The organism is Rhodanobacter umsongensis (assembly GCF_042654965.1).
In the GTDB taxonomy this organism is placed as follows: domain Bacteria; phylum Pseudomonadota; class Gammaproteobacteria; order Xanthomonadales; family Rhodanobacteraceae; genus Rhodanobacter; species Rhodanobacter umsongensis.
This window is the reverse complement of the sequence record NZ_JBHSMK010000009.1, coordinates 371,832-398,708: the sequence shown is the minus strand read 5'-3', so window position 1 is coordinate 398,708 and position 26,877 is coordinate 371,832. Positions and strand designations below refer to the sequence as shown.

Here is a 26,877-nt window from a genome sequence, read left to right as displayed (position 1 = left end):
ACTCCGGTGGCGACGTGATGGGAAAACTCGGGTCGATGCTCGTTACGCTACAGCAAGCCGCGTCAGTGCGGCGTGTGCCGGCAGCCTCAGCGTCGACGCAGGGGCGGTGTGGCGGGGCGCAGCAGTCGCGATGGTGGCAGCGGACCCGGTGCAGCGGGCTCGGCACCTTCCTGCCGCAACCAGTCCAGCTTCCATTCGGCCGGGCGATCCTGCGACAACAAGCTGGCCAGCGCGCGCAGCGGTTCGCGCAGCACATCGTCGAGGTTCCAGGGGGCATTGAGGATCACCACGCCTGAACCATTGAGGCGCAAGGGCGAATCGTCCGGATGCACCAGCAGTTCGATGCGCAGCACGCGTTTCGCATCGCTGCGCTGCAGGCCGCGCAGGAACGGCTGCACCTGGCTGCGCAGCTTGATCGGATACCACACGGCGTACACGCCGGCGGGCCAGCGCTGCAGCGCTTCCTTCAGCGCCTTTTCGATCAGCTTGTATTCGGCGTCCTGCGCCTCGTAGGGCGGGTCGATCAGCACCAGTCCGCGCTTTTCCTTCGGCGGCAACAGCGCTTTCAGCGCCTCGTAGCCGTCGCGTTGGTGCACATGCACCTGCGGATTGCCGCGGAACAGGTCGCGCAACTTGGAGGCTTCCTCCGTGTGCAGCTCGCACAGCTGCGCGCTATCGTCGGGGCGCAGCAGGCGGGCCACCTGCAGCGGCGAACCGGGGTAGTGCTTCAAGCCTTGCTCGTTGCCCTCGGCACCCAGGATGCTGGCGCGCCAGCGTTGCAGCAGCGGCGGTACTTTTTCGGCCGGATGGAGGCGGCCGATGCCGTCCTTGTGCTCGCCGGTCTTTTTCGCCTCGAAGCCGTCCAGTGCATAGCTGCCGCTGCCGGCGTGGGTGTCGATGTAGCAGAACGGCGTCGGCTTGGCCTGCATCGCCTCGACCAGAGCGAGCAGCACGGTGTGTTTCAGGACATCGGCGAAATTGCCGGCGTGATAAGCGTGGCGATAATTCATGGCGTTCACGGCGGGCGGGGTAGCCAAGTATAGATGCCTCGGCAGCGGGCTCCCGGCCATGCCGTGCACGGCCACATAAACCTTTCCTGCACATCGGTCGGCGCAGGCTGCGCCTGTTGCGCGCTGCAACCGGTCGGGCAACGGCCCGACCGCCCATCAAGCGGAGCATCATCATGAAGTTCTCGCCGACAATCATCGTTGCAACGGCCGCATTCGGCCTTTGCATGGCTGTCACCACCGTCTACGCCCAGGATGCCGGAAGCATGAGCCCGGCACCGGCGTCGAGCAGCATGGGGCACATGGACCACGGCCCGATGCACAAGATGCACCACGACCGGAACGACAGCATGCACAAGATGCCCGCCTCGGTGACCTCGGTCGACGCCACCACCGGCTTGGTCGGCGTGGATGCCGGCGGCATGGCGCTGACCGTGCATTTTCCGCCGAAGTCGGTGGCCAACCTCAAGGTCGGCGACAAGATTACGCTGCATATGGGTTACACGAAGTAACCAGCCTGCTTCGATGTCTGGTCTGCCGGCGCGATCGGCAACGGCCAACCGCGCCGGGTTGGCGTGGACGCTGGTCCAGAGTTGAGCGGTGCTCCCGCAGCCCCTAAGCTGCACCGGTGAATCGAGCCTCGCGCCATGTGATGCAGCCGCTGTTCCTCCGGGTGATGGCGGCGCTGGCGTGGCTCATCCTGGTGGCAACCCCCGTGCATGGCTCCCCGCGAGCCGCCATGGGTGTCATGCCGCGTTGCGATCACGCGGTTTTCGCCGCGCACGCCATTGTCCATGACGATCACCCTGCCGCTGCGGCCGGTGCCGATGTCTGCTGTGACAAACACGATGCCGGTGGCCGGGTGCCGCACGAGGCGTGCCCATGCACCTCGCCATGCGCCAGCGCCTTGCCGGCGGCATCCATCACCGGGCTGATTCGCGTGGCCCCCGAAGCGCCGCTGGCCGCACCACGCCGCATTGATGCGCCGCGTGGTGTGCATGCCCCTCTGTTGCGACCTCCAGCGGCCTGACTTTCCGGTGTGTCGATACGTCTGGCCCCGATCGCGCCCCCGTGCGGCGGGCGGGCCGGGCAACCGTGACCGGCGTTGGCATGCAACGCCGCCTGGAGAGACCCATGAAAGCATTTTCCGCTCAAGCCACCGACTTCTCGCGGCGGCGTTTCATCCAGGGCGTTGCCTGGGGTGGCGCAGCCGTCGGCCTCGGCCTGTTGCGCCCATCGAACGCGTGGGCTTTGACCAGCCCCGGCCAACCCGTCGCACCCGGTGGCACCGATTTCGCCCTGGATATCATCGAGGCGCCGGTCAATGTCACCGGCACGGGCCGGCTGGCCACCACGATCGACGGCGGCATCCCCGGGCCGCTGCTGCGCTGGAAGGAAGGCACCACGGTGACGCTGCGCGTGACCAACCGGTTGCGCGTGCCGACCTCGATCCATTGGCACGGCATCATCCTGCCGGCCGGGATGGATGGCGTGCCCGGCATCAGTTTCGATGGCATCGCGCCCGGCGAGGCATTTGTCTACCGGTTCCAGGTGCGCCAGTCAGGCACGTACTGGTATCACTCGCACTCGGGTTACCAGGAGCAGACCGGCGTGTACGGTCCGCTGGTGATCGAGCCGGCCGGCCCGGATCGCCACCCTACCGATCGGGATTACGTCGTGATGCTCAACGACTGGACCGACGAAGATCCCGAACGGATCTACGCCAGGCTCAAGAAGCAGAGCGATTATTACAACTTCGCCCAGCCGACGGTGCCGGACTTTTTTCGCGACCTGCGCGAAAAAGGCCTCGGTCAGGCCATGGCCAAGCGCAGGATGTGGAACGAGATGCGCATGAGCCCGACCGATTTCGGCGACGTGTCCGCTCGTACCTATACCTACCTGATGAACGGTGCGGCACCGGCGGGCAACTGGACCGGCATCTTCAAACCCGGAGAGAAAATCCGGCTGCGATTCATCAATGGCTCCGCGCAGACGATTTTCGACGTGCGCATTCCGGGTTTGAAGATGACGGTGATCTCGGCTGACGGCCAGGACGTCGAGCCCGTGTCGGTCGACGAATTCCGCATCTCGGTGGCCGAAACCTATGACGTGGTCGTTGAGCCGCAGGACGAGCGCGCCTATACGCTGTTCGCCCAGTCGATCGACCGCTCGGGCTATGCCCGCGGCACCCTGGCGCCCCGCGCGGGCATGCAGGCGGAGGTGCCCAAGACCGACCCCGTGCAGTGGCTTGCCACGCAGGACATGATGGGCGCGATGGCGATGGGCGGGTCGGTCCACGGGGCCGCGCAGGCCAAGTCGGGCACGAGCGGGATGCAGGACATGCCCGGCATGGGTCATGGTGCGATGCCTGGCCGGGCCCCCGCTGCGCCGGTGGCGCACCACGCCAGAACCGAATACGGGCCGGGCGTCGACATGCACGTCGACATGCCGCGCACCAACCTCGACGATCCAGGCATCGGCCTGCGCGACAACGGCCGGCGAGTGCTGACCTACGCCGACTTGCACACCACGGGCGGCCCGATCGATGCGCGCGAACCCGGCCGCGAGATCGAGTTGCACCTGACCGGCAACATGGAGCGCTTCATCTGGTCGTTCGACGGCGTGAAGTTCTCCGACGCCAAGCCAGTGCATTTCAATACCGGCGAGCGTCTGCGCATCGTGCTGGTCAACGACACCATGATGAACCACCCGATCCACCTGCATGGCATGTGGAGCGAGCTGGAGAATCCGGACGGCCGGTTCCAGGTGCGCAAGCACACCATCAACGTGCAGCCGGCGCAGCGCATCACCTACGCCGTGTCGGCTGACAATCCCGGCCGCTGGGCCTATCACTGCCATCTGATGTATCACATGGAGGCGGGCATGTTCCGCGAGGTGGTGGTGTCATGAAGGCGCATCGCCATGACGCCTCGTTCGCTCCGCCGCGTTCCGCGTGGCTGATCGCACTGCTGCTGGCATTGCCGCTGACGGCATCGGCCCAAGGCGTACCTGCCTCGTCGAGCAGCACGGCGCCGATGGACATGAATGCCATGCCGGGCATGGCAGCACCGGCCCGGGTCGGCATGGCCACAAGGCGGGCAGCGAAAGCGCCGGGCGCGGAGGCGAAGAAGCACGCGCCTGCCGGATCGACCTCACCGCCCCATGAAATGAAGCGCATGAGCGACATGGATCATGATTCGATGCCTGGCATGGACCACGCCGCCATGCCAGGCATGAACCATGACGCCGGGCGAAACATGGGTTCGATGCCAGGCATGACCATGGCGCCGATGCAGGTTGGCGGTGCGCCGGCCGATGCACGCAGTGACGACTACTCCGACGGCGTCGCGGGTAGCTCCGTGCACGGGTTGCACATGCACGGCAGTGCGCCGTTAGGCATGCTGCTGATTGACCAGCTCGAAGCGTTCCACGGCCGCGATGCCAACGGCCAGAGCTGGGAAGGCGAAGGTTGGTACGGCAACGACGAGAACAAGTTGTGGGTCCGAAGCGAAGGCGTCCGCAGCAGCCGCGGCAGGCTCGAAGACGGTGACCTCGAAGCATTCTGGAACCACAACGTGGCCGCGTTCTGGAGCACCCAACTGGGCTTGCGCCACGATGTCGGATTCGGGCCGTCGCGCCAGTGGGCCGCGCTCGGCATCCAGGGCCTGGCGCCGTACTGGTTCGACATCGAGGCGACTGCGTACGTCGGTCCCTCCGGGCGTGCCGCGGCACGCCTGCGTGCCGGTTACGAGATGCTGTTCACCCAGCGGCTTATCCTGCGGCCGGAGCTGGAGGTCAATCTGCATGGCAAGTCCGACCCGGCGCGCGGTGTCGGCAGCGGCCTCGCGGATGCGAAGCTGGGGTTGCGTCTGCGTTATGAGATCCGGCGGGAATTCGCGCCGTACATCGGCGTAGTCTGGACGCGCCGCTTCGCCGCCACGGCAGACTTCGTCCGCGATGGGCGCCGGGCCGTCTTCGACCAACAATGGGTGGCCGGCGTCCGCATCTGGTTTTGAGGAAAGGTCATGAAACGATTCATCGTCACCCTCGTGATTCTCTGCGTCACCGTCATCGCCGTTGTCGGCGCTTTCGTCGAGTCCGGCGTCTACAACATCGGCGCCGACGACCACCACAGCAGGCCCGTCTACGCACTGATGCAGACCCTGCGTGAGCGCTCGATCGCGCATCACGCGCGGGACATCAAGGTCCCGAACCTCGACGATCAGCAGTTGATCCTCAAAGGTGCCGGTCAGTACGCGGCGATGTGCACCGGCTGCCACCTCAAGCCGGGCATGGCCGATTCCGAGATCCGCCCGGGTCTTTACCCGCAGCCGCCGAATCTGTCGCGGCTGCAGATCGAGCCGCGCGAGGCATTCTGGGTCATCAAACACGGCATCAAGATGAGCGCGATGCCGGCGTGGGGTGCCAGCCATGACGACGCCACGATCTGGAGCATGGTGGCGTTCCTGCAGAAGTTGCCCGGCCTGACGCCGGCGCAGTACGAGGACATCGTCGCCAGGGCGCCACCGGACGAAGACATGGACATGCACGATGACAAGCACGGCGAGGAGCACCCCGCGCACAACGCCGACCCGGAAAAAGCACAGCCATGATCGCGCTGCCGCCGGGATTGCCCTCGAAGCCGGGCCGTGCGATGGCCCTGTCGAGTACGGCACCGTGAATCGGCCACCGCTATCGCCGGAGTCGTGCGCCGCCGAGTGTGCCTCCGTCGCGTCGATCGAGGCGTTCAACAGCGCATGCTTCTGCATGGCGGTCGACCCCCGGGCGCTGCATGCATCCCTTGACGCCGTGCTTGCCGAGCACGGGCTGCCGGCGCTGGCCGAATCGCACCCGCATCTGTTCTCGGCGCTGCCTGTCTACGTGTCGCGTCGGCAGATCCGCCAGATGGCCGAAGTGGTCGCCGCTGTCGAGCAGGCGACCGCGTTGCCGGTCTACCAATCGGCCGTGCTGGCATGGGCACCGGAAATCGCCCGGTTCGATCCGGGCTCGCCGGGTGGGTTGCTGGGACTGGACTTCCATCTGGGCACGGACGGTCCGCGGCTGATCGAGATCAACACCAATCCGGGCGGCGTATTGCTCAGCGCGCTGCTCGCGCAGGCGCAACGCGTGTGCCTGCCCAGGACGACCCAGCCGCCTACCGACGCAGCGCAGGTGGAAGACGCGGTGCAACGATGCATGCTGACCGAGTGGCGGTTGCAACGTGGCTCCGCGCCGATGGGCTTCGTCGCCATCGTCGACGAGTCGCCGAAACAACAATATCTCTACGCGGAATTCGTGCTGTTCCGCGAGCTTTTTCGCCGGCATGGATACCACGCCGAGGTTTGCGCGCCCGAAGCACTGCGGTTCGAACGCGGTCACCTGTGGCTGGGCGACAGCCGGGTCGACCTGGTCTACAACCGGCTGACCGACTTCGCATTGCAGCAGCCGGCGCACGCCGTCGTGCGCGCGGCTTATCTGGCGGGCGCCGTGGCCGTCAGCCCGCATCCGCGCGCGCATGCGCTGTACGCGGACAAACGCAATCTGAGCTTGCTCGGCAACCGCGATTTCCTGGAATCGGCTGGGGCAAGCCCGACTTCGACAGCGATCTTGAGCGCGGCCGTCCCGGAGACTCGCCTGCTTGCGGCGCAGAACCGCGACAGCATGTGGGCCGAGCGGCGCCACTATTTCTTCAAGCCGGCCGCGGGTTTCGGCAGCAAGGCCTCCTACCGCGGCGACAAGCTTACGCGGCGGGTGTGGGACGAGATCGCCGGCGCGAACTATGTGGCGCAGAGGCTCGTCGCACCCAGCGAACGCCTTGCCGCAGCCAATGCGGCCGCCTTCAAGGTCGATATCCGCTGCTATGCCTACCGTGGCGAGGTATTGCTCTACGCCGCGCGCATCTATCAGGGCCAGACCACCAACTTCCGGACTCCCGGTGGCGGGTTTGCTCCGGTGTTGACGGGCAGGGACGATTGAGCGTGCCGGGCCGGCCGCCGACCCGGCCGCGCTTTTGCGGTCAATCCACCATGCTGTGGCTTTCGGCGGTGCCGAGCAGTTCGGGTTGCTTCGTGCCGCGCTGCCCCTGGTTCAGCAGCGGATGCACGAATACTGCTGCAAGGATCACCACCACGCCGGCGTAGAACCAGCGGTCCAGCTGGTGCTGTTCGCCCAGCAGCAGGATCGCCAGCACGATCGCATAGACCGGTTCCAGGTTGGTCACCATCTGCGTGCCGAACGCGCTCAGGTGGCGCAACGCCACCAGCGCCAGCGCAAACGGCAGCAGGGTGCAGCCGAACGACAGCGCCAGCAGCAGCAATGCGTCATGCAGGTTCGGCAGGACGAAAGCCGGGCCGGTGTGCGGCAGCAGCGGTGCCAGCGCGGTGAGGAAGATCGTGCCGGTACCCAGCTCGATGCAGGTCACCGTAAGCGGATCGCCGTGTTCGACCAGGCGCTTGTTGAGCGAGCCGAACAGCGCCACGAACAGGGCCGACAGCACGCCCACCGCAATGCCGGGACGCATGTCATGCGGTACGCCGCCGACCACCATCATCACGCCCGGCACCACCGCCGCGCCGATCAGGAGTTCGCGCGTATCGAACCTGCGCCGGGCTATCCACGGCTCGATGAAAGCCAGGAACACCGGCCCCAGCGCAATGCAGGTTGCACCGACAGAGGCGTTGGACAACTTGATCGCCGCATAGAAGCTCAGCCAGTGCAGCGACACCAGCACGCCGATGCCGGCGTACGCCAGCAGCAGCCGCGGCGGCATTGCGCGCAACCCGCGCCAGACCTTCGGCATCAAAAGCAGGGCAGCTACCACCAGCAGCATGCGCCACCACACCAGCGGCAGCGCCGGCAGCGTGATCAACTTGCCGAGGATTGCGGTGAAGCCCCACAACAACACGCAGAAGTGAATCTGCAGACGGGCCTGGTTGACGGGTTGCATGGGGATTCGCGCGAAAAGGATGGCGGCATTCTAGCGCCGGCATCCGTTGCCCAGAGCGTGCCGCATCGCTACTTCTTTCGTGGCGGGGCCGAGCGGTTGGGTGGAGGCGTGTTGCCGGGGCTATTGCGCAACTGTTGCAGCACATCGCGGCAGGTGTTGTCGCCATCCTTGTCATGGCTGGGCGCGATCAGCGCGAGCAGCGCGACCGGCGCGGCCACCGTAGCGAGCGCGACCGCGCCGGCGCCACGGGCCAGCAACGGGCCTTTCTGCACGCCTACGTCCGGGTTCTTCAGCGTGCCCCTGACGTACAGCGGCGAGCGCAGCGAGAACACGCGGAAGCCCTTGGTATGCGGCTGTACGTCCAGGTCGAGCTTCTCGGTGGCTAGGTTGATCGTGCCGTTCACGTTGATCACGGCATCGCCGGTGTCGAACACGAACAGCTGCATGTCGAACACCCCGTCGTTGGCGGTCATGGCGGTGGCGGCGCAGTTGATCTTCACCGTCTTGTCGCCGAACAGCTTGCCGATGATGATGTTGCCCACGTTGAGTCCGGCGGTTTCCAGCAGGGTCTTGCTGATCGCGCCGTCGTTCATCAGCAGCTTCAGGTTTCCGTCGGCGCTGCCCAGCAGCGCGGCGATCGAGTTGCCGCGGGCATCGAGCTCCACGTCGCCATTGATCTCGCCGAAGCTGGTGCGCATGGACGCAAACGTGGGAAACAGCTGCTTGAGCTTCAGATGCCGCGCATCGAGCTTCAGCAGGCCATGCATGGGAGCCCGGCTGCCATCGAGGGTGAGGTGACTGCTCACCGAGCCGCCGGCGAGGCCGAAGCGCAGCGGGTCGAGATAAAGCGCGCCGTCGGTCATGACCAGATGGGTGCTGAGCGAATCGATAGGCAGCGCTTCGCCGTGCACGATGCGGGCGCCGCGGAAATTCACGTCGGCATCCATGGCCTGCCAGCGATCGGTGCGAAACGGTTCGACCGGCAGCAGCTTGTCGGCAGGTTGCGCAGTGCCGTCGCCGCGCTGCTGCCTGGCGGCGCCGGAGTCGGCGCCGACCAGCGGCGCCAGGTCGGCGAACTGCAGCAGGTTCGAATGCAGGTCGCCGGTCAGTTTGGGTCGCTTGCCGCCGGTGACGAACAACAGGCTGCCGGCCAGGTCGCTGCCGCCCACGCGACCGCTGAAGTCCCGATAGTCGAAGCGGCTTCCATGGCGGTCGAGGGTGGCTATCAGATGGCCCTCGGTGGCGTAAGGCGGCGTGTCGGGCAGGGTGATCCCGGTGATCGGATACAGCTTGGCCATGCTGGAGCCGGAGAACCACAGCCGCACGTCGAGCGCACCCAGGTGCAGAGGATCGGTCAGCGTGCCGACCATCGCGATGTGGCTGTCGCCGATGTGCACGTCGGCCTGCAACGGGAGGGGCTCGCTGGTTTGCTGCAGCGCCAGGACGGCGCCCGTCTTGCCGTGGCCATCGAGCGGGCTGCCCTGGTAGCTGCCCTGGGCGTGCCAGCCGAACTGGTAGGACGTCGTCGCGGTGGCATGGCCGATCTGTTCGCCGCGGTCGTTTCCGCCGGTGCGCCCGGCGATGATCTTCTTCGCGGCGGCGCCGGCAGTTCTGGCGGCTTGCTCGCGCGCATCGGCAGACTGCTGCGCCACGATCTGGTCGTATGGAATCGCGGCCTGCAACGGTTCCACCACGATTTTGAGTTTCACGCGCTTGACGGCATCGTCCAGCGTGATGAAGCCGCGATCGAAACCGATCGTGCCCAGGTCCAACGTCCAGGCGGAAGGCTCCAGCCCCTGCGGTCGCGTGAACGTCCACGTGGCACGCGACGCCTTGTCGCGCTCCAGGTCGACGGTGGGATGCACCAACTGCAGCGACGGCACGTCGATGCGGTGAACCAGCAGCGCCAGCGGCGACAGCCGAAAGTGCAACGCGTCCAGCCGTGCAAACTGCGGTTGCGCCGCCCAGGCAGGATTGCCGATGCTGATCGCGTTGGCGGTGAACTGCGGCCATGGCAGCAGCGACGCCAGCCAGCCGCCGCTGCGGTCGCGCTTCCAGGCCAAGGTGAGATCGCCGTTGATCGCAAAGGGCCGTCCCATGGCCTGGCTCACCTTGTCGTTGATGAAAGGCCGCAAGCGGTTCCAGTCAAACGTGGCGATCACGATCAGCAACGCCACGATCAGCACCACCGCGCTACCGGCGATCCAGCTCACTATCTTCCGACTGCGTTTCATCCTGCTGCTCCGCCAACGCTTCGAGGCACCGCCCGCGTGGCGGGTGCCGGCCTACTCATAGCCGGTGGCATGACAAGGTTATGTCTTGATGCACGGCCACTTCAGGTGGCGTACACGCCGGTGGCCGTGCCGTCGCGCGCGCCTGGCCTGCGCCGATCGAGCCGCGGGCGGGCATGGCTTGCAGCACTGAGCCGACCGGCCTGATCCGATTGCTGCGCACGTCAGGCGGCGACCCGCACGCCAGGGCACCGGCTGATGCGATACACCGCCGCGGGCGGCAGGTTGAGCAAGGCGCTGCCGACGCGTTGTGCCTGCAGGTTCAACTGCGCCAGCAGCGCGGGCGGCAGCGGGCAGCGCGGGCCATAGGTGAACTGGTAGAACATGCCGTCGCTGCGCAACTGGCGTTCGAACACGCCTCGCACGGTGGCGGCGACCTGCGGCGCCGGCATCGACAACAAGGGCAGCCCGCTGACCACCGCGCAGGCACGCTCCTCGCCGAACAGCGATTCGGTGTTTCCCAACTGCGCCGCGTCCATGCGCAGGATCGTAGCCTTCGGATAACGCCGGGCGAGCGCGTCGGCGAACTGGGGGTCGGCCTCGATCAAGGCCAGCCGGTGTGGTGGTACGCCACGCGCCAGCAACGCACGGGTCAATGCGCCGGTGCCCGGTCCCAGTTCGATCACCGGACCACCCATCTGGCTGACCTGGGCGGTCATCAGCCGCGCCAGCGCCGCCCCCGACGGCACTACGGCGCCGATGCTGCGGGGATCGCGCAGCCAGGCACGCAGAAACGCCAGGGTATCGTTCAACGCCATGACATGGCTTCCGCGGTCGGCAGGCAAGGTTGCACGGTAACCGACGCGGCTGAACCGGACGCTGACTGCGGGGCATGGACGGCCATCAATGTTTTGCAGCGGCGGGTTCGCGCTCGCGCACGGGGACGTCGATGCTGCACAGGTCGACCTTGCCGGCAGGCAAGGCGTAGAACGCGTTGCGGCCATGGCGTTTGGCGTCGATCAGCGCCGCGAAGGTGGGACTGTCGGTGCGCAGCACTTCAAGCGCAGGCCGGTTCTTGGGCGGGACGTCGGCGGCGAGCCGCACCGATTCGATGGCGATGCGCTGCGCCGGTTTCGTGTAAAAGCCCATCGGCTCGGCGCCGCGCGGCAGGCCCGACAGCAGCGACATGCCTTCGAGGACGCGGCCGGCGACCGCAAGGTTGCGATCCAGCCGGCGCGGTGCCTGGCCGATCACGGCGTACAGCGAACTGCCGCTGCCGCTTTGCGGATCGACATCGCGCGCCACACCCACCGCGCCATAGCAATGCGTCAGCCACTCCTGCCCGCTGGCAGGATCGCGCGCTGCCGGGAAACCTTCGGAAAAGCCGACTTCGGGTGCGTACACGTCGCCGTCGGGCAATGCAGTCCATGGCAGCTTTGGAGCGATCGAGCGGGTGTATTCCGGCGGCAGCGTCTTGCGGGCCTTGCCGAGCGATCGGATCTTGCTCTTGTCGCCGGTTTCGTCGTCGTTGGGGTCGCCCCACTGGGTGACGAAATTGTCCTGCACCCGGATGATCGCCAGACCGTCGAAGTAGTGCCCGCGCACCAGGGTGCGGATATTGGCCGCGTGCAGCGGCGTGAAATCCGGCGCCAGTTCGATCACCACGCGGCCCTGCGGCAACTGCATGTAGATCAGGTTCTGCGGATCGGGCGTGCGCCACTCGGCCGGTGCGGACTTGGCGAGGATTTCCTTCGCTGTGGGCGTGGCCTTGGCCTGTTCGGCGGCCAGGGCGGGAAACGCCAGCAGAGTGCTGGTCAGCGTAAGCATGGCAACGAGAGTGCGACGGAGCATGGTGTTTCCCCAGGGCAACGACATGGCAGGACAGGCAACTTAGCAGGACCGGCGCGGCATGGCACCCAACTGGAGGCATGCGCGGCTATCCGTGGCCGTGGCCGTGGGGCTGGCGGGTGCGTGGCGGGTTTGCGCATGAAGGGCGAGGCGAGCCCGTGCGCGGCGGGATGGCTGCGGCCGCAGCTGGTCATCTCGAAAACCGGGAGAATCGGATCTGGAAACAGTCCGCAGAAGGAAAGGTGACGCGCCGTGACCCCCAATGATCGAAAAATCGAAAGCGGACATCCAGCGCGCGTGGGTCCACGCCGCGTCCTGACCCCGGCGATGAAATGGCGGCCCGTTCTTGATGGCCCCTGCCTTGGCACTAGTGTGGCCAGCGCGCCGGCTTCGACGTCAAGCGGCCGCAAACTGTTCCCGATAACTCGCCGGCTGCACACGCAAGCGCCGCAGAAATACTCGCCTCATCCGTTCCTCATCACCAAATCCGCATTGATAGGCAATCTGCTTGATGGGGATATGGTTTTCTTCGAGACATCGACAAGCCGCTTCCAGACGAAGATCTTCGATCAGCTTGGCTGGGGTTCGCCCGTAACAGTCGACAAACCTGCGGGCAAACGTGCGTGGTGTCATCGCCATTTGCTCGGCGACGCGCTCAATGCTGAGATCCTCATCAAGGTGTTCAATGATCCAGCTATTTAGAGCTTCTAGTCGGGACTGAATGTTGCGTGCCCCAACACTCACCTGAGCTGCCAAGGTGCGGCTGAATTGTGCCTGGCCGCCGGGGCGATGCAGAAAGACAACGAGGTCCTTGGCAACAGCAAGGCTGAGGCGCCGATCATGATCGGTCTCCACCAGCGTCAGTGCTAGATCGATGCCAGCCGAGATACCTGCTGATGTCCAGATGTTTCCGTCATTAACGTAAATAGGATCGAGCTGCACTTGCACGGCTGGAAACTGCAAGCGCAGGTCATTGACGGATGCCCAGTGCGTAACGGCGCGACGTCCATCCAGAAGATGGGCCGCGGCCAAAATAAAGGCGCCCGTGCAAACGCTGCATATCCGCCGTACGACGGAGGATGCGCTGGCGATCCAGGCGATGAGCACATCATCTCCCATGGCTTCGGCCACCGTTACGCCGCCTCCGACAATGATCGTGTCCAGTTGGTGAAGATCGACCGACACAATCGATTGAGTCTGCATCGACACCCCGGAGGACGTCCTCACCAAGCCACCTTTCGTAGACAGATAAACGACATCGTAAAGTGCAGTGGCTTTACTCGATAGCCGATTGGCGCTGCCGAATACCTCAGCAGGCCCGGCGATGTTCAGCGCAAGCACATCGTCAAACAACACGAACGCAATGGTCTTTGGAGCAAGCATTGGTTTGGCAGGAAAGGAGGTCTGATTAGCTTTGCGCCTCAAGATGGAAGCCGTCAAGATCCATGCCGGTGCTGATTTCGGCTGTCCGAAAAACTGCTGCAGATCGTTGGCATGAGTGCAACAAAGACTCCTAGAGGATGATGCCTGTGAACTACCTATCTAGCGTTGTGGTTATGGCTGCGCTGGCCGTGACGATACCCGCACTGGCCGGCAGCACGCCGACGCTTCGTCCGGAACTTGAGCCTTTGGGCATAGCTGCGGGTACATGGCATTACCACGGTCAGGACAAGGCGGTAGCCGATCAGAAGGCGAGCCAATGGACGTGGCTTCAGGAGTGCGGATGGTCGGCGAACCGGGCCTTCATGACGTGTAGTTTCACCATGAACTCGCCTGACGGGGTCGTTAAGACGCAGTCGGTAAGCACCTACAACTATAAAGACAAAAGCTATTGGCACTACGAAATGTTTGATTCCGATGCCAGTGGTTCCGATCCATTTATTTCACGCATGACCATTGCGAACAATACGTGGATCAACTATGGCAAGTCGAACAAAAAGACCTATCGCGTCGTCTACCATTACACGTCGTCGACGCAGGTTAGCGTGCTCATAGAGCTAACCTCCGACAATGTACATTGGGTTACCGTGGCTCAGGGCGAAGGTGTCAAGACGTCTTGATTCACGAAGCATCCCGGCGGGTATGAGGTTGGCGATCGATCATGCTTTCGCTCTATCACTCTCCTGACTCACGCTCCTCCCGTTTCATATGGTTGCTGGAGGAGCTTGGCGTGGACTATCGACTTGTCTACTGCAGCATTCCCCGTCGTAGCGGCAACGGAGCACCCGATCCTTCCAACCCGCATCCGGACAAACGCGTTCCAGCTTTGGTGCACGATGGCGCATTGATAACCGAGTCGGCAGCTATAGCACTGTACCTTACGGACCTTTATCCGGAGCGGAGGCTTGGTCCGTCTCGCGGCGAGCCAAACAGAGGTGTATACCTTTCATGGCTTGCCTACTACGCGGGCGAAATTGAGCCCGCGTTCGCAGCCAAACTTTCCGGGCAAACGGACAGCGATCCCCTTGCTGCCAAGGCTTATGATCGCGTTATTGCGCGCGTGTCTTCAGCACTTAAGGCAGACGCATTTCTTCTTAATGACAGCTTCAGCGCTGCCGATGTACTTGTGTCAAGTATCTTCGAGTGGTTTCGGGACGCCGTCCCACCGTATGCTGAGCTTGATGACTGGCTTGAAAGACTTGCAGCTCGGCCAGCTGCGAGGCGAGCATTGGCAAAGGATGCTCGCCCCTCAGGCGGCTGAGCGTGTGGGAGCATCGGCAGTATGGTCTGGGGCAGAGTCCCGCATCCTGCTTCTCGTCAGCGCATCACATGAATTCCGGTGCTACGGACTTCCCGGCGCTTTTGCTGATTGCACGTACGTCGCGATAGTAGGATCAGTGGCTTAGCTAGTCGTGTTTTTGCGCGACGGCCTCATTTTGGCAAGCAAAGTGTGCGCGACATTGGCGGCGTACCAATGGCAGGGGCGGCCCATTGAGACGGACGCAACCCCATTGCTCGGGTTCACATCAAGAGGTAGGGGACCTTGAGCTAGGGTGAGCAGCTGTCGCTAGCGTTCATATTCCGCTTCACGACGAAGAGGCCACCTGTGGCGATGAGCTGACCTCAGCCCTTCGCAGCTTGCCAAGCCTGCAAGTTCTCGGGACTACAAGGGCAGATGTCGGCCATCTTGAGACAGTCGTCGCGCTTAACCAGACGGCACAAAGGTGCCATTCGAATCGGCCGCGCTCTCGATGGTCACGTCGGTCTTCTCAATCGTTGCGAATAGGTCGGTCCAGACCCGGAGCTAACCAAGCTTTTCTGATCTGCGACGGCACTCGGAACGATTGGCTGCCGGTTCACGCGCTCAGAAGTTGGCCCACGCTCAGGACACGTACAGGGCTGGGCACTTGGCTGCGTTCTGGGGGAAGCTCCTCCACCTTGAGCCAAGCGGCTGAGGCGGAGGAGCCGGCGCCTACTGCGGCGGCGAGTAGTTTGGCGGATCGCTGTCGCCCTTTTCGGCATTGGTCAGGTCGTGCTGCAGTGCCCCGCGTTCTTCTGGGTCGGTCGCCTTGGCGAGCAGCGCTTTTAGAATGGCGACATAGGCGGTTTGCTGGGCCTTCGCCGCGGGGACCGCGATGTCCGGTTTCACGCCCACGTGTTCCCAGTTCGTGTGGGTCACCGGGTTGATCGCGCGACCGTTCGGGATGAAGGCCGCGAAGCCGTGCGCGAGTTCGACCGGATCGCCGGGATTCGCGCCGCCGCCAGTGGTTTCGCCGACCAGGGTGGCGCGTTTCTGGGTCTGGAAGTCGTAAGCGCATTCTTCGCCGCCGGAGAAGGTGCGGGCGGACGTCAACACATAGACCGGCTTGGCGTAGTGCACGCTGACGCTGGGACTCGTCCAGTACTGGTGCGTGATGTTGTCGTGGCGAAAGTAGAGGTCGTTGAGGTGGCGCTCGTCACCTTCGGCGAAGAAGTGGCTGAGCAAGAAGGCCACGCTGGTCGGCTCGCCGCCACCGTTCCGGCGCAGGTCGAGGATCAGCGCATCGGTTCCCGAGAGCAGCACCATGGCTGATGCGTAGGCGGCGGAAACGATTTCCGTCGGACCGAACCGGCGGATTTCCAGATAGCCGACATTGCCCGGCAGTCGCTCGACGCGTTGGATTCCAAAACCGGAACTGGTTACATCCTGACGCACCTGTTCGATCTCGGCCTTGGCCGCAACTGCATCGTGCGATGCGGGGGCATGGAAGTCCGGGTCGAAGCCGACCCTGAAATGGCCATCCTTACCCAGTTCCTTCAGGTCATGCGTCAACGCTTCGGCGAAGGCGTTCGCGGTCGTGATTGCGGCGTAGTCGCCTTTGGCCAATTTGGCGGCGAGCGCTGCGGACAGTCGGGTCGCCACGTCAGGAAATACGTAATTGGCCTGCAACTGTTTCGTCAGGGCTTCGATGACCTGCTTGCGCTCGGTGTTGTCGATGGTCGGATTGGGCTGATGATCCTGTGCTAGGAGCGTGCCTGCGGAGCTAAGCCCCAGCAGCAGGGACAGGGTGAGGAACCGGATCTTGTTCACGAGTACTCCTTGGATTGACTACTAATAAATTAGTAGTTATGGACAAAAAAACACGGGCGACTAGTGAGCGGCGGGACCGACTTCCAGTGAGGAAACCAGCCACCCCCCTGCATGGCGTTCGCCGGAAACATGGATGTGAGCGTGGCCCTTGGGACCGGTGAGGACAAAGGAAAGGTTGGCATCGCCTTCCGCGTTGTTGGTGTCCGAGAGGTTCAGTGATCCATCCACCGCATCGGATGCGACGCCGACCGGACTGCCGAGGGTGGCGACCACTCGAGGATCTATCGCCACTGTACGCAGCAGGTCCTTGAACGCGTTCGAATCCGTGATCGATGGCGGCGGAGGCGGCAGGGCCATGGGCGGCGGCGGCGGAGGCGGCAGAGCCATGGTCGGTGGCGGCGGTGGCGCAGGCACGTCTGGCGGTGGCGGCGGGGCGCTCAAGGTCGTCACGTCACTCAGCCATGCACGCACGTTGCCATCGATGGGGCGGCTCTGCTGGTCTTCCTTGTAGACCTCGATGATGTGGCCCTGGCGATCCATGCTGATCCGGTAGTAGCGCTGCTTGTCCAGGCCATCGGCGGTGATCTCGCGGAAGTCGCCGGGAGCGAGCGCACCGTCGGTCGACGACTCGATTCTCAGATTCGGCAGCTTGTGCTTTGACACACCAATGCCGGTGGCGAGCAGGCCGCCGGTGCAGAGCAATACGATCAGGCCGGCAGGCACTCGCCAGGGCAGGCGCGAGGGTGGTCCGGACAACAGACGGGAGATGCGTTGCATGAGTGAGCCTCCATGGGCCGCAAGTACGAGATGCGGGAAAGAGAGACGTTGGCGCTCCAGTGTCGCGAGCGCCTCGGCCAAGGCAATGGCGTTCCCGCATGCATCCACTGCCAGGTCATCACAAGCGTGTTCGCGCTCGGCCCGAATGCGCCGACTCAACCACCACGCCGCCGGATGGAAGAACAACAATGATTCGGCCATGCACTGAAGTCCGTTCCACAGCCAATCCGCACGCCGGATATGCGCGAGTTCATGGGCCAGCAGCGCCTCGATCTGATCCGGCCCCAGCCGCGTCAGCATCGACACCGGCAGCCAGATCACCGGACGGAAGAAGCGGACCGTAAACGGCGAAAGCACATTGCCCGACAGACGAACCGCCACCGCACGTGCAATTCCGAGGGCCTGCTGCAGGACGAGAACACGGCGCTGCCAGACCGCCGGCAGTTCATCGAATGCCTGCCGGTCGAGCGCTCCGATCTGCCGCAAGCCGCCGAGCTGACGTACGAGCATCAGCGCCGCACCCAGCAGCCACAGCAGCGACACCCAGCCGGCAACACCATTGGATTCCTGCACGAACACGCCGGTCGTTGTGACCAGATGCGGCCTGGACAGGACTGGAACGAGTCCGATTCCCTGCGTCGTCGCCGGTTCCTCCAGGAACACCGCCATGCTGATCAACGGTGCGATCACCATGGCAAGCAGGAAGACCATCCCCACGACATGCCGAAGTGCTGCACTACGTCGTGGTAGCACGGAAAACGCTGCTGCCGCGAGCAGTGCGAACAACGCGCCCTGCCACAGCGAATTCAGCAGCGCGTTCGCGCAGGCCGGCGCAAGCGCGTATTGGGCGTTCCAGAGCGCGTCCATCGACCTTATTTCCGCTTTGCCTTGGCTTTGGCAATCAGCTTGGCGATCGCATCGAGGTCTTCGCTGCTGGCGGTGTCGTCGTCGAGCGCGCGCTGCACGAGCTTCAAGGCGGAACCGCCAAAAGCGCGCCGCGTGAGGTCTTTCAGCAGCGACGACTGCACCACCGGCTCCGGGTGTGCGGGGACGAAACGGTGGCTGCGTTCGGATTCGTCCCGACGCACCAGTCCCTTCTCGGTCATGATCGTCAGCATCTTCAGCACGGTCGTATAGGCGGTGTCCTTGCTGCGCAGAAGTTCGTCGTGAACCTCGTGCACGGTGGTCGGCGCAGCACGGCTCCAGAGCACGCGCAGGATCGCCAATTCGCCTTCGGTAGGATTGGGGCCAGACATCGACGGACACTCCATGGAAGTTTCTACTGCAACAGTAGTACTACTTGATTAGTATTATGTCAATCGACAGCGGTCCCTCAAGGAAAATTCGACGAGTTTGCAGCGGCTTTGGCAGGAACGGGCATAGAGCCCAGGCTATGGACCATCGACGAGGACAGAGACTTTGAAGACGGACCTTGGTTCAGTGCCTAGAGATTGTTTCGGGCACCGCTCTCTGTAGGTCTTCCCGCGGGGCAATGCCCGCTTTGGGTGGCGACTGCGGCCGTTCCAACTGAGCTACCTGCTGGCAAGGCCAGTTGATCGCCGAAGGCAAACGCTCCTCAGACCAGCATAGCCATTTCAGCAAAACCTAATGCCAGCGTCCGTTGCGTATGCTGACACCAATGTTTGTACAACGTGAACATACATTGGTGTCATGCCCACCAGTCACCTGCGCGCGCAGGCATGACTTCAGGCCCATGCACTAGTGTCAAGTTCGCACTATGGTTCACTCAACGCCAAGTGGCATTGCAGGTGAGCGCCGTGGACGACAGCAGCAGTCAGCTGAAGAAGTTCCAGAAGGAGCTTTCCAGCGGCACCGTATCGCTGGTGCTGCTGGCCGTGCTGGGGCAGTCGCGCCAGCCGATGTACGGCTACCAGATCGCCAAGCGGCTGGAAGAGGTGGGCGAGGGCGTGCTGGCCGGCAAGCAGAGCGCGCTGTATCCGGTGCTGCGCAACCTGGAGGGCGCCGGCCTGCTCGCCAGCGAGGTCGAGCCTTCCGTCAGCGGGCCGCCGCGCCGCTATTACCGCATCACCAAACCGGGGCGCGAGGTATTGCGCGAATGGGTCGCCGCATGGAACGCCACCCGCGATTCCGTCGATAACGTCTTGCAAGGAGGGGTGTAATGAACGCGCCACGCACCATCGTCGAATATCTTGAGCAACTGCGTGCCGCGTTGCGCGGTGCCGACCCGGCCCTCATCCAGGACGCGCTGTACGACGCCGAGGAACACCTGCGCGCCGAACTGGCCGAACAGCCCGGCCGCGGCGAGGCGCAGATGCTGGAACAGGTCGTCGGCAGCTACGGTGCGCCGGACGAAGTGGCCGAGATCTACCGCGACCAGGAGATCAGGATCCAGCGCGCGCTGCGTCCGCCGCCGCCGCCGAAGCGCCGCTCGCTGGCCGGGCGTTTCTTCGGCGTTGCCGCCGATCCGCGCACCTATGGCGCGCTGTTCTACATGCTGTTGTCGCTGGCCACCGGCATCTTCTACTTCACCTGGGCGGTGACCGGGTTGTCGCTGTCGGTGGGGCTGTCGGTGCTGATCATCGGCCTGCCGTTCATCGTGCTGTTCTTCGGCAGCGTGCGCGTGCTGTCGCTGGTGGAAGGACGCATCGTGGAGGCGATGCTCGGCATGCGCATGCCGCGCCGGCCGGTGTACCCGACCCAGGACATGGGCCTGATGAAGCGCATCGGCAGCATGTTCACCGACGTGCATACCTGGACCACTCTTTGCTACATGTGGCTGATGCTGCCGCTGGGCATCGTGTACTTCACGCTGGCCGTCACTTTGCTCAGCGTGTCGGTGGCCTTCATCGGCGCGCCGCTGGCGATGCTGTTCCAGAGCGACTGGCTGCCCGGGCTGTACGTGGGCCACCGGGTCGTCGTGGACTGGGGTTTCGGTTCACATGAACCGGGCTGGGGCGACGCGATCGCGATGTGCGTGATCGGCATCGCGCTGCTGTTCGCCACCCTGCACCTGGCGCGCGGGCTGGGCCGCCTGCACGGGCATGTCGCCAAGCACATGCTGGTGCCGCGCGCGGCGGACTGAGGGTCGCCCGGTTACCATGCATCCTTTGCCGGATCGACTGCCGATGCCCAAGACCTACGACCGCGCCTATTTCGACAAGTGGTACCGCAACCCGCGGCATGCGGTGGGGTCGCCGGCGGAGCTCAAGCGCAAGGTGGCGATGGTGGTGGCGCAGGCCGAGTATTACCTCGGCCGGCCGGTGCGCAACGTGCTCGACGTGGGCTGCGGCGAGGCGACCTGGCGCGCACCGCTGCGCGCGTTGCGGCCGGACATCGCGTATCGCGGACTGGATGCCAGCGAGTACGCGGCGGCGCGCTACGGCCGCAGCCGCAATATCGGCCTGGCGCGCTTCGGCCAGCTCGAACAGCTACGCTTCGACACCCGCTTCGACCTGATCGTATGCACCGACGTGCTGCATTACCTGAAGCCGGCGGAGATCCGCGCCGGTCTGCAGGGCATCGGCGAGATGCTCGAAGGGGTGGCGTTCCTGGAGGTGTTCACCAGCCGCGACGACGTGGCCGGCGACCACCACGGTTTCGTGTCGCGTGCGCCGGCCTGGTACCTGCGCGAATTCGGCAAGGTCGGACTGCTGCCGTGCGGTTCGCATTGCTACCTCGGGCCGCGGCTGGAACGCCACATCGCGGCGCTGGAGCGGGCGCAGCTGCCGGCCTGACCGGGTTCAGCCGGCCACGGTCTTGTGCTTGTAGCGGCACAGGTCGCGGATCACGCAGTGCGGACAGTCCGGCTTGCGTGCCTTGCACACGTAGCGGCCGTGCAGGATCAGCCAGTGGTGGGCGTCGTGCTTGAACTCGGCCGGGATCACCTTCTCCAGCTTGTCCTCGACCGCGCGCACGTCCTTGCCGGGCGCCAGCCCGGTGCGGTTGGCGACGCGGAAGATGTGCGTATCGACCGCAATGGTCGGCTCACCGAAGGCGGTGTTGAGCACCACGTTGGCAGTCTTGCGGCCGACACCGGGCAGCGTTTCCAGCGCCTCCCGACTGTGCGGCACTTCACCGTCGTGCCGCTCGATCAAGAGCCGGCACAGCGCGATCACGTTCTTCGCCTTCGCGTTGTACAGGCCGATCGTGCTGATGTAGCGCTTCAGGCCTTCCTCGCCCAGCTTGAGGATCGCCTGCGGCGTATTCGCTGCGGCATAGAGCTTCCTGGTCGCCTTGTTGACACCGACATCGGTGGCTTGCGCCGACAACACCACCGCGACCAGCAGCTCGAACGGCGTGCTGTAGACGAGCTCGGTGGTCGGGTGCGGATTCAGTTCGCGCAGGCGCGAGAACAGCTCCGCCACGTCGGCACGCTTCATGGCTTCGGCTCCTGCTGCTTCGCCTTGGCGCGGGCCAGCGCTTCCAGCACCGGGTTGCGTTGTACTGAGCCGTCGCCGACGGCTGCCTTGCGCGCCGCCAGCTCCACCTCGCGTGCGATACGAAGGCGATCGAGTCGTGCCTCGCGGCGCTGGAAATGCGCGCGCGCGGCATCGGCATGAGCCATGTCGATCTGCACTTCCGGCATCGGCAGCAGCACGATGCAGTCGACCGGGCAGGCCGGCACGCACAGTTCGCAGCCGGTGCAGTCGTCGGCAATCACCGTGTGCATCAATTTTGCCGCGCCCACGATCGCATCGACCGGGCAGGCCTGGATGCATTTGGTGCAGCCGATGCAATCGGCTTCCACGATGCGCGCCAGCGTGCGCGGCTTCTCGAAGCCGTGCTCGGGATTCAGCGGCAGCACCGGTTGCTGCAACAGTGCGGCGAGCTTCCCGATCCCCGCCGCACCGCCGGGCGGGCACTGGTTGATGGCGGCTTCGCCACGCGCGATCGCCTCGGCATACGGCCGGCAGCCGTGATAGCCGCACTGCTCGCATTGTGTCTGCGGCAACAGTGCGTCGATACGGTCGGCCAGGGTCATGGCGATATCAACGAACGGTGGCGCCCGGCTTCGCACCCTGGTCGGCGTCGAGCAGGAACAGGTCGCTGCCGCCGTCGCCGGCCGACAGGATCATGCCTTCGGACAGGCCGAAGCGCATCTTGCGCGGGGCGAGGTTGGCGATGAACACCACGTTGCGGCCGACCAGCTTTTCCGGTTCGCCGTAGGCGGCGCGGATGCCGGAGAAGATCTGTCGGATGCCCAGCGGGCCGGCATCCAGTTCGAAGCGCAGCAGTTTGTCGGAGCCGTCGACGAATTCGCAGGCATTGACCTTGCCGATGCGCAGGTCGAGCCGGGCGAAGTCGTCGATCGCGATCGTCGCTGGCGCTGCAACGGTTTCGTTGCTGGCGGTGACATTTTCGCTCATGGGTTTGCCGGGTTCCTTCGGTTTCTTGTGCTTGATCGGTGCGGCAACGGGCTCGGCGGGAGCGCCAAGTGAATCCTTCGAGGCCTCGACCATCGCCTCGATGCGCTTGGGATCGATACGGCCGAGCAAGGGCTCGAACAGGTTGATGGCGTGGCTGCGCAAGGTGGCCCGGGCATCGTCGAAGTCGGCGATCGGCGCGGCCAGAAACTGCTCGGCGGCGGCCACGGTGGCCGGCAGTATCGGCTTGAGCATGCCGGCCAGCAGGCGGAACGCGGTCAGCGCGAGCGAGCAAACCTGATGCAGCTCATCGCGCAGCTTTTCGTCCTTGGCCATCGCCCACGGCGCCTTCGCCGCGATGTGGCCGTTGACGATGTCCGCCATCAGCACGAAGCGGCGGGTGACCTCGGCGAAGTCGCCGTTGTCGTACAGCGCGTCGACGCCATCGTAGTGTTCCAGCAGGCTGTTCCACAGTGCGGTTTCCTGTGGGCCGAACTGCGGCGCCAGGCGGCCGCCGAAGAACTTGTGCACGAAGCCGGCGGTGCGGCTGGCGATGTTCACCCACTTGCCGACCAGATGCGAGTTGACGCGCTCCTCGAAGGCCTTGAGGTCGAGATCCACGTCGACCGGCGCGTCGCTGAGCATGGTGGCGAAGTAATAGCGCAGGAATTCGGGATGGAGGCCGACATCGAGATAGGTTCGGGCCTGGATGAAGGTGCCGCGCGACTTCGACATCTTGGCGCCGTTCACGGTCAGGTAGCCGTTCACGTGCAGCGCGGTGGGGGTGCGCAAGCCGGCGCCGTGCAGCATCGCCGGCCAGAACAGACCGTGGAAGTTGATGATGTCCTTGCCGATGAAGTGATGCATCTCGGCGCCGCTGTCCTCGGCGAGGAAGTCGTCGAACTTCAGGTGGGTCCTGTCGCAGAGGGCCTTGAAGCTGGCCAGGTAACCGACCGGCGCGTCCAGCCATACGTAGAGGAACTTGCCCGGCGCGTCAGGGATCGGAAAGCCGAAGTAGGGCGCATCGCGCGAGATGTCCCAGTCCTTCAGGCCGGCGTCCAGCCATTCTTTCAGCTTGGCTACCACCCCACTGTTCGCCACCGGCTTGCCATGCGTGAACCTGCCGGCGAACCACTCGCGCAGCAACGCTTCGAACTTGCCCAGTTCGAAGAAGTAGTGCTCCGAATCGCGCAGCACCGGCGTGGCGCCCGACATCACCGAGTACGGATTGACCAGGTCGGTCGGCGCGTAGGTGGCGCCGCAGTGCTCGCAGTTGTCGCCGTACTGGTCTGGCGTGCCGCAGTTCGGGCAGACGCCCTTGATGTAGCGATCCGGCAGAAACATCTGCTTCTCGGGATCGAACAGCTGCTGGATGCTGCGCCGGGCGATGTAGCCGGCATCGCGCAGGCGCGTATAGATCCGCGTCGACAGCTCGCGGTTCTCTTCCGAATGGGTGGTGTGGTAGTGGTCGAATGCCACACCAAACGCGGCGAAGTCCGCCTCGTGGCCGCCGCGGATGCCGGCGATGAACACTTCGGGCGTCACGCCAGCCTTCTCCGCCGCCAGCATGATCGGCGTGCCATGCGCGTCATCGGCGCAGACGTACACCACCTGGTTGTCGCTCATCCGCTGCGCGCGCACCCAGATATCGGCCTGGATGTAGCCCAGCAGATGCCCCATGTGCAGCGGGCCATTGGCGTAGGGCAGGGCGTTGGTGACGAGGAGGCGGCGACTCATGGCGGGCAATCATTCGGGACGACTGCGCATTATGGCATGGCCGTCCAAATCGCCGCCGCGTCGATGCGCGGCGGTACGCAAGAAAAAGGCGCGCCATGGTCGGCGCGCCTTTTTCGCAACAGGGTGGCGTCGCTGCGATCAGTCCTGGCGTTCCCACACCTGGCTGCGCCCGAGCAGGGCGAAGCCGATGTAGCCGTGCACATCGAGCTTCCGGCCGCCTTCCTTGAGCGTGAGTTTCACCTTGTAGGTCTTGCCGTTCTTGGGGTCGATGATCTTGCCGCCATCCCATACGTCGTCGTCCTTCGTTACCCCCCACATGATGTTCATGCCTTCGATGGGCTGGTCCTTGCGTTCACCGTCGCATTTGGTGCATTTCGGAACCACGCCGTCACGGGCGATGTCTTCCGGCGAGCGGTTCAGCAGTTTCACGATGGTCGCTTTGTACTCGCCGTTGCTCTCGGTGATCTGCACAATCGATTTCGGCTGGTGGGTGGCGTCGTCGATGGTCTTCCAGGTGCCGGCGGGCGTGTCATTGGCCGCCAGTGCGGTGCCGGCGGCCAGCAACAGGCCGGCAGCGAGGGTGAGGCGAAAAACGTGCTTCATGGTGTTCCTCCCGTACGAAAGCGTATGGAGGCAGACTGGCGAGGATGCCTGGACGCGTCAAGCTGCATTGCGCAAACGAGCGCGGCGCAGTGGCGGCGCCATCCGACGCTGATCCAGGTCAGCGGATCGGCCATGTGGGACTGGCATAATGGCCACCCCCGCAACCACCCGAGCCGACATGACCCAGGCGAATGAAGCGCTGGTCCGCCAGATCCTTGGCGAACTGATCGACACCCACACCGGCGCAGCACTGGCCGAGTCCGTGCGCGCGGTGGGCGTGGACGGGGCGAAGGTCTCGCTGGACCTGCAGTTGGGATATCCCGCCGCCGGCGCGCTCGACAGCATGACGGCGCGCGTGCGGCAGGCGCTGGAGGCCGATCCGGCGATCGAGTCGGCCGCAGTCTCGATCACCAGCCGCGTCCACGTGCACAAGGTGCAGGGCACGCTGGGGCCTCTGCCGAACGTGAAGAACATCATCGTGGTGGCCTCGGGCAAGGGCGGCGTGGGCAAGTCGACGGTGTCGGCCAACCTGGCGCTGGCATTGCAGGCCGAGGGCGCGAAGGTCGGTGTGATGGATGCGGACATCTACGGCCCGAGCCAGCCGACCATGCTGGGTGTGCACGGCAAACCGGCCTCGCCGGACGGCAAAAGCATCACCCCGATGCAGGCGCACGGCATGCCGGTGATGTCGATCGGCTTTCTTGTCGAGGAAGACACGCCGATGATCTGGCGCGGGCCGATGGTGACCCAGGCGATGATGCAGCTGCTCACCGACACACGCTGGGAACAGCTCGATTACCTGATCGTGGACCTGCCGCCAGGCACCGGCGACATCCAGCTGACGCTGTCGCAGAAGGTGCCGGTGGCCGGCGCGGTGATCGTCACCACGCCGCAGGACATCGCCCTGCTCGATGCGCGCAAGGCGCTCAAGATGTTCGAAAAGGTCGAGGTGCCGGTGCTCGGCGTGGTGGAGAACATGGCCACCCACATCTGCTCGAACTGCGGCCGCGAGGAACACATCTTCGGCGAGGGCGGCGGCGAGCGGATGTCGGCGCAGTACGGCGTGCCGTACCTGGGTTCGCTGCCGCTGGACATCCGCATCCGCGAGCAGGCCGACAGCGGCAATCCCACGGTGGCGGCGATGCCGGATTCCGATCTGGCGGCGCGCTATCGCGAGATCGCCCGCAACGCCGCCGGCCGGCTGTCGCGGCAGCCCCGCAACAAGTCGCTGGGGCTGGGCAAGATCGTGGTGCAAGGGGCGCCGGCCGCATGACGGCAGCGGCCCGGCGCGTACTCTGCCTGTCCGGCAGCCTGCGCCGGATATCGTCGAATACCGCGGCGCTGGTGGCCGCGCAGCGGTTGGCCCCGTCGACACTGGAACTGGTGGTGTATGACGGACTGGGCGCGCTGCCGCTGTTCAATCCGGATGATGACAACGATCCGTTGGCGCCGCCCGTGCTTGCCCTGCGCGACGCCGTCGGTCGCGCCGATGCCTTGCTGATCGCCTGCCCCGAGTACGCCCACGGCGTGCCGGGTGCCTTCAAGAACCTGCTGGACTGGCTGGTCGGCAGCCTGGAATTTCCGGGCAAGCCGATCCTGCTGCTCAACACCGCGGCGCGCGGTTCGTATCATGCGCAAGAGGCGCTGGCTGAGATCCTCGCCACGATGTCCGCCCAGTTGCTGACGTCGCAACCGCTGCCCGTGGGCTTGCCCGGCGCGGGTTGCACGGCAGAACAGGTGCTGGCGAGTTCGGAGCGCTGTGCGGAATTGCGCGCAGCGCTGGCTTGCCTGACGACCGAGCTGGCTTGATTCGCGCGCATCACGCCCACGCCTTGCGCGCCGCCAGCGTAACCCACAAGCTGGCTACCAGCAC

General features: G+C 64.8%; 26 protein-coding genes. 13 read left to right on the top strand and 13 right to left on the bottom strand.

Annotation, left to right across the window (positions count from 1 at the left end):
- Window positions 1–86: 86 nt before the first annotated feature.
- The gene (locus ACFPME_RS14525) at window positions 87–1,010 is read right to left on the bottom strand and encodes a 23S rRNA (adenine(2030)-N(6))-methyltransferase RlmJ (RefSeq protein WP_377306370.1); all 924 of its coding nucleotides are present in this window, start codon (window positions 1,008–1,010) and stop codon (window positions 87–89) included.
- A gap of 263 nt (window positions 1,011–1,273) precedes the next feature.
- Between ACFPME_RS14525 and ACFPME_RS14520 the strand changes: the two genes are divergently transcribed.
- From ACFPME_RS14520 to ACFPME_RS14495, 6 genes are all read left to right on the top strand, one after another.
- Entirely contained in the window at window positions 1,274–1,519 is a 246-nt protein-coding gene (locus ACFPME_RS14520; protein WP_377306369.1) for a hypothetical protein, read from the top strand.
- 140 nt (window positions 1,520–1,659) lie between these two features.
- Window positions 1,660–2,037 (top strand): hypothetical protein, encoded by a 378-nt coding sequence (locus ACFPME_RS14515; RefSeq protein WP_377306368.1) that lies wholly within the window; start codon window positions 1,660–1,662, stop codon window positions 2,035–2,037.
- Window positions 2,038–2,141: 104 nt separating this feature from the next.
- Complete coding sequence (locus ACFPME_RS14510) at window positions 2,142–3,917, top strand: copper resistance system multicopper oxidase (RefSeq protein WP_377306367.1); 1,776 nt, start codon at window positions 2,142–2,144, stop codon at window positions 3,915–3,917.
- 365 nt (window positions 3,918–4,282) lie between these two features.
- A complete protein-coding gene (locus ACFPME_RS14505; RefSeq protein ID WP_377306366.1) occupies window positions 4,283–5,023 on the top strand; it encodes a copper resistance protein B in 741 nt (246 codons plus the stop codon).
- Window positions 5,024–5,032: 9 nt separating this feature from the next.
- Window positions 5,033–5,620, top strand: coding sequence for a c-type cytochrome (locus ACFPME_RS14500; RefSeq protein ID WP_377306365.1), 588 nt, complete (start codon window positions 5,033–5,035; stop codon window positions 5,618–5,620).
- A 64-nt stretch (window positions 5,621–5,684) separates the two neighbouring features.
- A complete protein-coding gene (locus ACFPME_RS14495; RefSeq protein ID WP_377306364.1) occupies window positions 5,685–6,983 on the top strand; it encodes a hypothetical protein in 1,299 nt (432 codons plus the stop codon).
- A 40-nt stretch (window positions 6,984–7,023) separates the two neighbouring features.
- Here ACFPME_RS14495 and ACFPME_RS14490 read toward each other — a convergent pair whose 3' ends face one another.
- From ACFPME_RS14490 to ACFPME_RS14470, 5 genes are all read right to left on the bottom strand, one after another.
- The gene (locus tag ACFPME_RS14490) at window positions 7,024–7,953 is read right to left on the bottom strand and encodes a DMT family transporter (protein ID WP_377306363.1); all 930 of its coding nucleotides are present in this window, start codon (window positions 7,951–7,953) and stop codon (window positions 7,024–7,026) included.
- A 68-nt stretch (window positions 7,954–8,021) separates the two neighbouring features.
- Window positions 8,022–10,187, bottom strand: a complete 2,166-nt coding sequence (locus ACFPME_RS14485) for an AsmA family protein (RefSeq protein WP_377306362.1) — start codon at window positions 10,185–10,187, stop codon at window positions 8,022–8,024.
- Window positions 10,188–10,408: 221 nt separating this feature from the next.
- Window positions 10,409–11,002 (bottom strand): class I SAM-dependent methyltransferase, encoded by a 594-nt coding sequence (locus tag ACFPME_RS14480; protein WP_377306361.1) that lies wholly within the window; start codon window positions 11,000–11,002, stop codon window positions 10,409–10,411.
- An 85-nt stretch (window positions 11,003–11,087) separates the two neighbouring features.
- Entirely contained in the window at window positions 11,088–12,035 is a 948-nt protein-coding gene (locus ACFPME_RS14475) for a peptidylprolyl isomerase (protein ID WP_377306360.1), read from the bottom strand.
- Between the two features lie 393 nt (window positions 12,036–12,428).
- Window positions 12,429–13,472 carry a GlxA family transcriptional regulator gene (locus ACFPME_RS14470; RefSeq protein ID WP_377306359.1) on the bottom strand — a complete coding sequence of 348 codons (1,044 nt, stop codon included), beginning with the start codon at window positions 13,470–13,472 and terminating at the stop codon, window positions 12,429–12,431.
- A gap of 89 nt (window positions 13,473–13,561) precedes the next feature.
- Between ACFPME_RS14470 and ACFPME_RS14465 the strand changes: the two genes are divergently transcribed.
- Window positions 13,562–14,092: a hypothetical protein gene (locus ACFPME_RS14465; protein WP_377306358.1), complete on the top strand. Its 531-nt coding sequence runs from the start codon at window positions 13,562–13,564 to the stop codon at window positions 14,090–14,092.
- A 41-nt stretch (window positions 14,093–14,133) separates the two neighbouring features.
- The gene (locus tag ACFPME_RS14460) at window positions 14,134–14,733 is read left to right on the top strand and encodes a glutathione S-transferase family protein (RefSeq protein ID WP_377306357.1); all 600 of its coding nucleotides are present in this window, start codon (window positions 14,134–14,136) and stop codon (window positions 14,731–14,733) included.
- A gap of 711 nt (window positions 14,734–15,444) precedes the next feature.
- Here ACFPME_RS14460 and ACFPME_RS14455 read toward each other — a convergent pair.
- From ACFPME_RS14455 to ACFPME_RS14445, 3 genes are read right to left on the bottom strand one after another with little or no spacing between them, the layout of a single operon-like run.
- Window positions 15,445–16,542: a S41 family peptidase gene (locus tag ACFPME_RS14455; RefSeq protein ID WP_377306356.1), complete on the bottom strand. Its 1,098-nt coding sequence runs from the start codon at window positions 16,540–16,542 to the stop codon at window positions 15,445–15,447.
- 60 nt (window positions 16,543–16,602) lie between these two features.
- A complete protein-coding gene (locus ACFPME_RS14450) occupies window positions 16,603–18,186 on the bottom strand; it encodes a cytochrome c oxidase assembly factor Coa1 family protein (RefSeq protein WP_377306355.1) in 1,584 nt (527 codons plus the stop codon).
- A gap of 5 nt (window positions 18,187–18,191) precedes the next feature.
- Window positions 18,192–18,545: a BlaI/MecI/CopY family transcriptional regulator gene (locus ACFPME_RS14445; RefSeq protein WP_377306354.1), complete on the bottom strand. Its 354-nt coding sequence runs from the start codon at window positions 18,543–18,545 to the stop codon at window positions 18,192–18,194.
- 552 nt (window positions 18,546–19,097) lie between these two features.
- Between ACFPME_RS14445 and ACFPME_RS14440 the strand changes: the two genes are divergently transcribed.
- The 3 genes from ACFPME_RS14440 to ACFPME_RS14430 are packed head-to-tail and all read left to right on the top strand — an operon-like array spanning window position 19,098 to window position 21,035.
- Window positions 19,098–19,460, top strand: a complete 363-nt coding sequence (locus tag ACFPME_RS14440; RefSeq protein ID WP_377306789.1) for a PadR family transcriptional regulator — start codon at window positions 19,098–19,100, stop codon at window positions 19,458–19,460.
- Window positions 19,460–20,383, top strand: coding sequence for a sensor domain-containing protein (locus tag ACFPME_RS14435; protein WP_377306353.1), 924 nt, complete (start codon window positions 19,460–19,462; stop codon window positions 20,381–20,383). The genes ACFPME_RS14440 and ACFPME_RS14435 overlap by 1 nt, the downstream gene beginning before the upstream one ends.
- Window positions 20,384–20,426: 43 nt before the next feature.
- Window positions 20,427–21,035: a class I SAM-dependent DNA methyltransferase gene (locus ACFPME_RS14430; protein WP_377306352.1), complete on the top strand. Its 609-nt coding sequence runs from the start codon at window positions 20,427–20,429 to the stop codon at window positions 21,033–21,035.
- Window positions 21,036–21,041: 6 nt separating this feature from the next.
- Here the strand turns inward: ACFPME_RS14430 and nth are convergent, their stop codons facing one another.
- From nth to ACFPME_RS14410, 4 genes are all read right to left on the bottom strand, one after another.
- On the bottom strand, window positions 21,042–21,680 hold the full coding sequence (gene nth, locus ACFPME_RS14425; RefSeq protein ID WP_377306351.1) for an endonuclease III: 639 nt from the start codon (window positions 21,678–21,680) through the stop codon (window positions 21,042–21,044).
- Window positions 21,677–22,282 carry an RnfABCDGE type electron transport complex subunit B gene (locus tag ACFPME_RS14420; protein ID WP_377306350.1) on the bottom strand — a complete coding sequence of 202 codons (606 nt, stop codon included), beginning with the start codon at window positions 22,280–22,282 and terminating at the stop codon, window positions 21,677–21,679. The genes nth and ACFPME_RS14420 overlap by 4 nt, the downstream gene beginning before the upstream one ends.
- Window positions 22,283–22,289: 7 nt before the next feature.
- A complete protein-coding gene (gene metG / locus ACFPME_RS14415) occupies window positions 22,290–24,401 on the bottom strand; it encodes a methionine--tRNA ligase (protein WP_377306349.1) in 2,112 nt (703 codons plus the stop codon).
- A gap of 138 nt (window positions 24,402–24,539) precedes the next feature.
- Window positions 24,540–25,004, bottom strand: a complete 465-nt coding sequence (locus ACFPME_RS14410) for a DUF2147 domain-containing protein (RefSeq protein ID WP_377306348.1) — start codon at window positions 25,002–25,004, stop codon at window positions 24,540–24,542.
- Between the two features lie 178 nt (window positions 25,005–25,182).
- Between ACFPME_RS14410 and apbC the strand changes: the two genes are divergently transcribed.
- Complete coding sequence (gene apbC, locus ACFPME_RS14405; RefSeq protein WP_377306347.1) at window positions 25,183–26,277, top strand: iron-sulfur cluster carrier protein ApbC; 1,095 nt, start codon at window positions 25,183–25,185, stop codon at window positions 26,275–26,277.
- A complete protein-coding gene (locus ACFPME_RS14400; RefSeq protein ID WP_377306346.1) occupies window positions 26,274–26,813 on the top strand; it encodes an NADPH-dependent FMN reductase in 540 nt (179 codons plus the stop codon). Before apbC ends, ACFPME_RS14400 begins: the two co-directional genes overlap by 4 nt.
- Window positions 26,814–26,877: the final 64 nt, after the last annotated feature.

Bases quoted from the DNA above. Each gene is read 5' to 3' on its own strand.
- ACFPME_RS14460 (WP_377306357.1), top strand. From the start codon at position 14,134: ATGCTTTCGCTCTATCACTCTCCTGACTCACGCTCCTCCCGTTTCATA.
- ACFPME_RS14410 (WP_377306348.1), bottom strand. From the start codon at position 25,004: ATGAAGCACGTTTTTCGCCTCACCCTCGCTGCCGGCCTGTTGCTGGCC.
- ACFPME_RS14400 (WP_377306346.1), top strand. From the start codon at position 26,274: ATGACGGCAGCGGCCCGGCGCGTACTCTGCCTGTCCGGCAGCCTGCGC.
- ACFPME_RS14505 (WP_377306366.1), top strand. From the start codon at position 4,283: ATGACCATGGCGCCGATGCAGGTTGGCGGTGCGCCGGCCGATGCACGC.
- ACFPME_RS14480 (WP_377306361.1), bottom strand. From the start codon at position 11,002: ATGGCGTTGAACGATACCCTGGCGTTTCTGCGTGCCTGGCTGCGCGAT.
- nth (WP_377306351.1), bottom strand. From the start codon at position 21,680: ATGAAGCGTGCCGACGTGGCGGAGCTGTTCTCGCGCCTGCGCGAACTG.
- ACFPME_RS14510 (WP_377306367.1), top strand. From the start codon at position 2,142: ATGAAAGCATTTTCCGCTCAAGCCACCGACTTCTCGCGGCGGCGTTTC.
- ACFPME_RS14515 (WP_377306368.1), top strand. From the start codon at position 1,660: ATGCAGCCGCTGTTCCTCCGGGTGATGGCGGCGCTGGCGTGGCTCATC.
- metG (WP_377306349.1), bottom strand. From the start codon at position 24,401: ATGAGTCGCCGCCTCCTCGTCACCAACGCCCTGCCCTACGCCAATGGC.
- ACFPME_RS14420 (WP_377306350.1), bottom strand. From the start codon at position 22,282: ATGACCCTGGCCGACCGTATCGACGCACTGTTGCCGCAGACACAATGC.
- ACFPME_RS14490 (WP_377306363.1), bottom strand. From the start codon at position 7,953: ATGCAACCCGTCAACCAGGCCCGTCTGCAGATTCACTTCTGCGTGTTG.
- ACFPME_RS14525 (WP_377306370.1), bottom strand. From the start codon at position 1,010: ATGAATTATCGCCACGCTTATCACGCCGGCAATTTCGCCGATGTCCTG.
- ACFPME_RS14500 (WP_377306365.1), top strand. From the start codon at position 5,033: ATGAAACGATTCATCGTCACCCTCGTGATTCTCTGCGTCACCGTCATC.
- ACFPME_RS14520 (WP_377306369.1), top strand. From the start codon at position 1,274: ATGAGCCCGGCACCGGCGTCGAGCAGCATGGGGCACATGGACCACGGC.
- ACFPME_RS14450 (WP_377306355.1), bottom strand. From the start codon at position 18,186: ATGGACGCGCTCTGGAACGCCCAATACGCGCTTGCGCCGGCCTGCGCG.
- ACFPME_RS14435 (WP_377306353.1), top strand. From the start codon at position 19,460: ATGAACGCGCCACGCACCATCGTCGAATATCTTGAGCAACTGCGTGCC.
- ACFPME_RS14430 (WP_377306352.1), top strand. From the start codon at position 20,427: ATGCCCAAGACCTACGACCGCGCCTATTTCGACAAGTGGTACCGCAAC.
- ACFPME_RS14485 (WP_377306362.1), bottom strand. From the start codon at position 10,187: ATGAAACGCAGTCGGAAGATAGTGAGCTGGATCGCCGGTAGCGCGGTG.
- apbC (WP_377306347.1), top strand. From the start codon at position 25,183: ATGACCCAGGCGAATGAAGCGCTGGTCCGCCAGATCCTTGGCGAACTG.
- ACFPME_RS14475 (WP_377306360.1), bottom strand. From the start codon at position 12,035: ATGCTCCGTCGCACTCTCGTTGCCATGCTTACGCTGACCAGCACTCTG.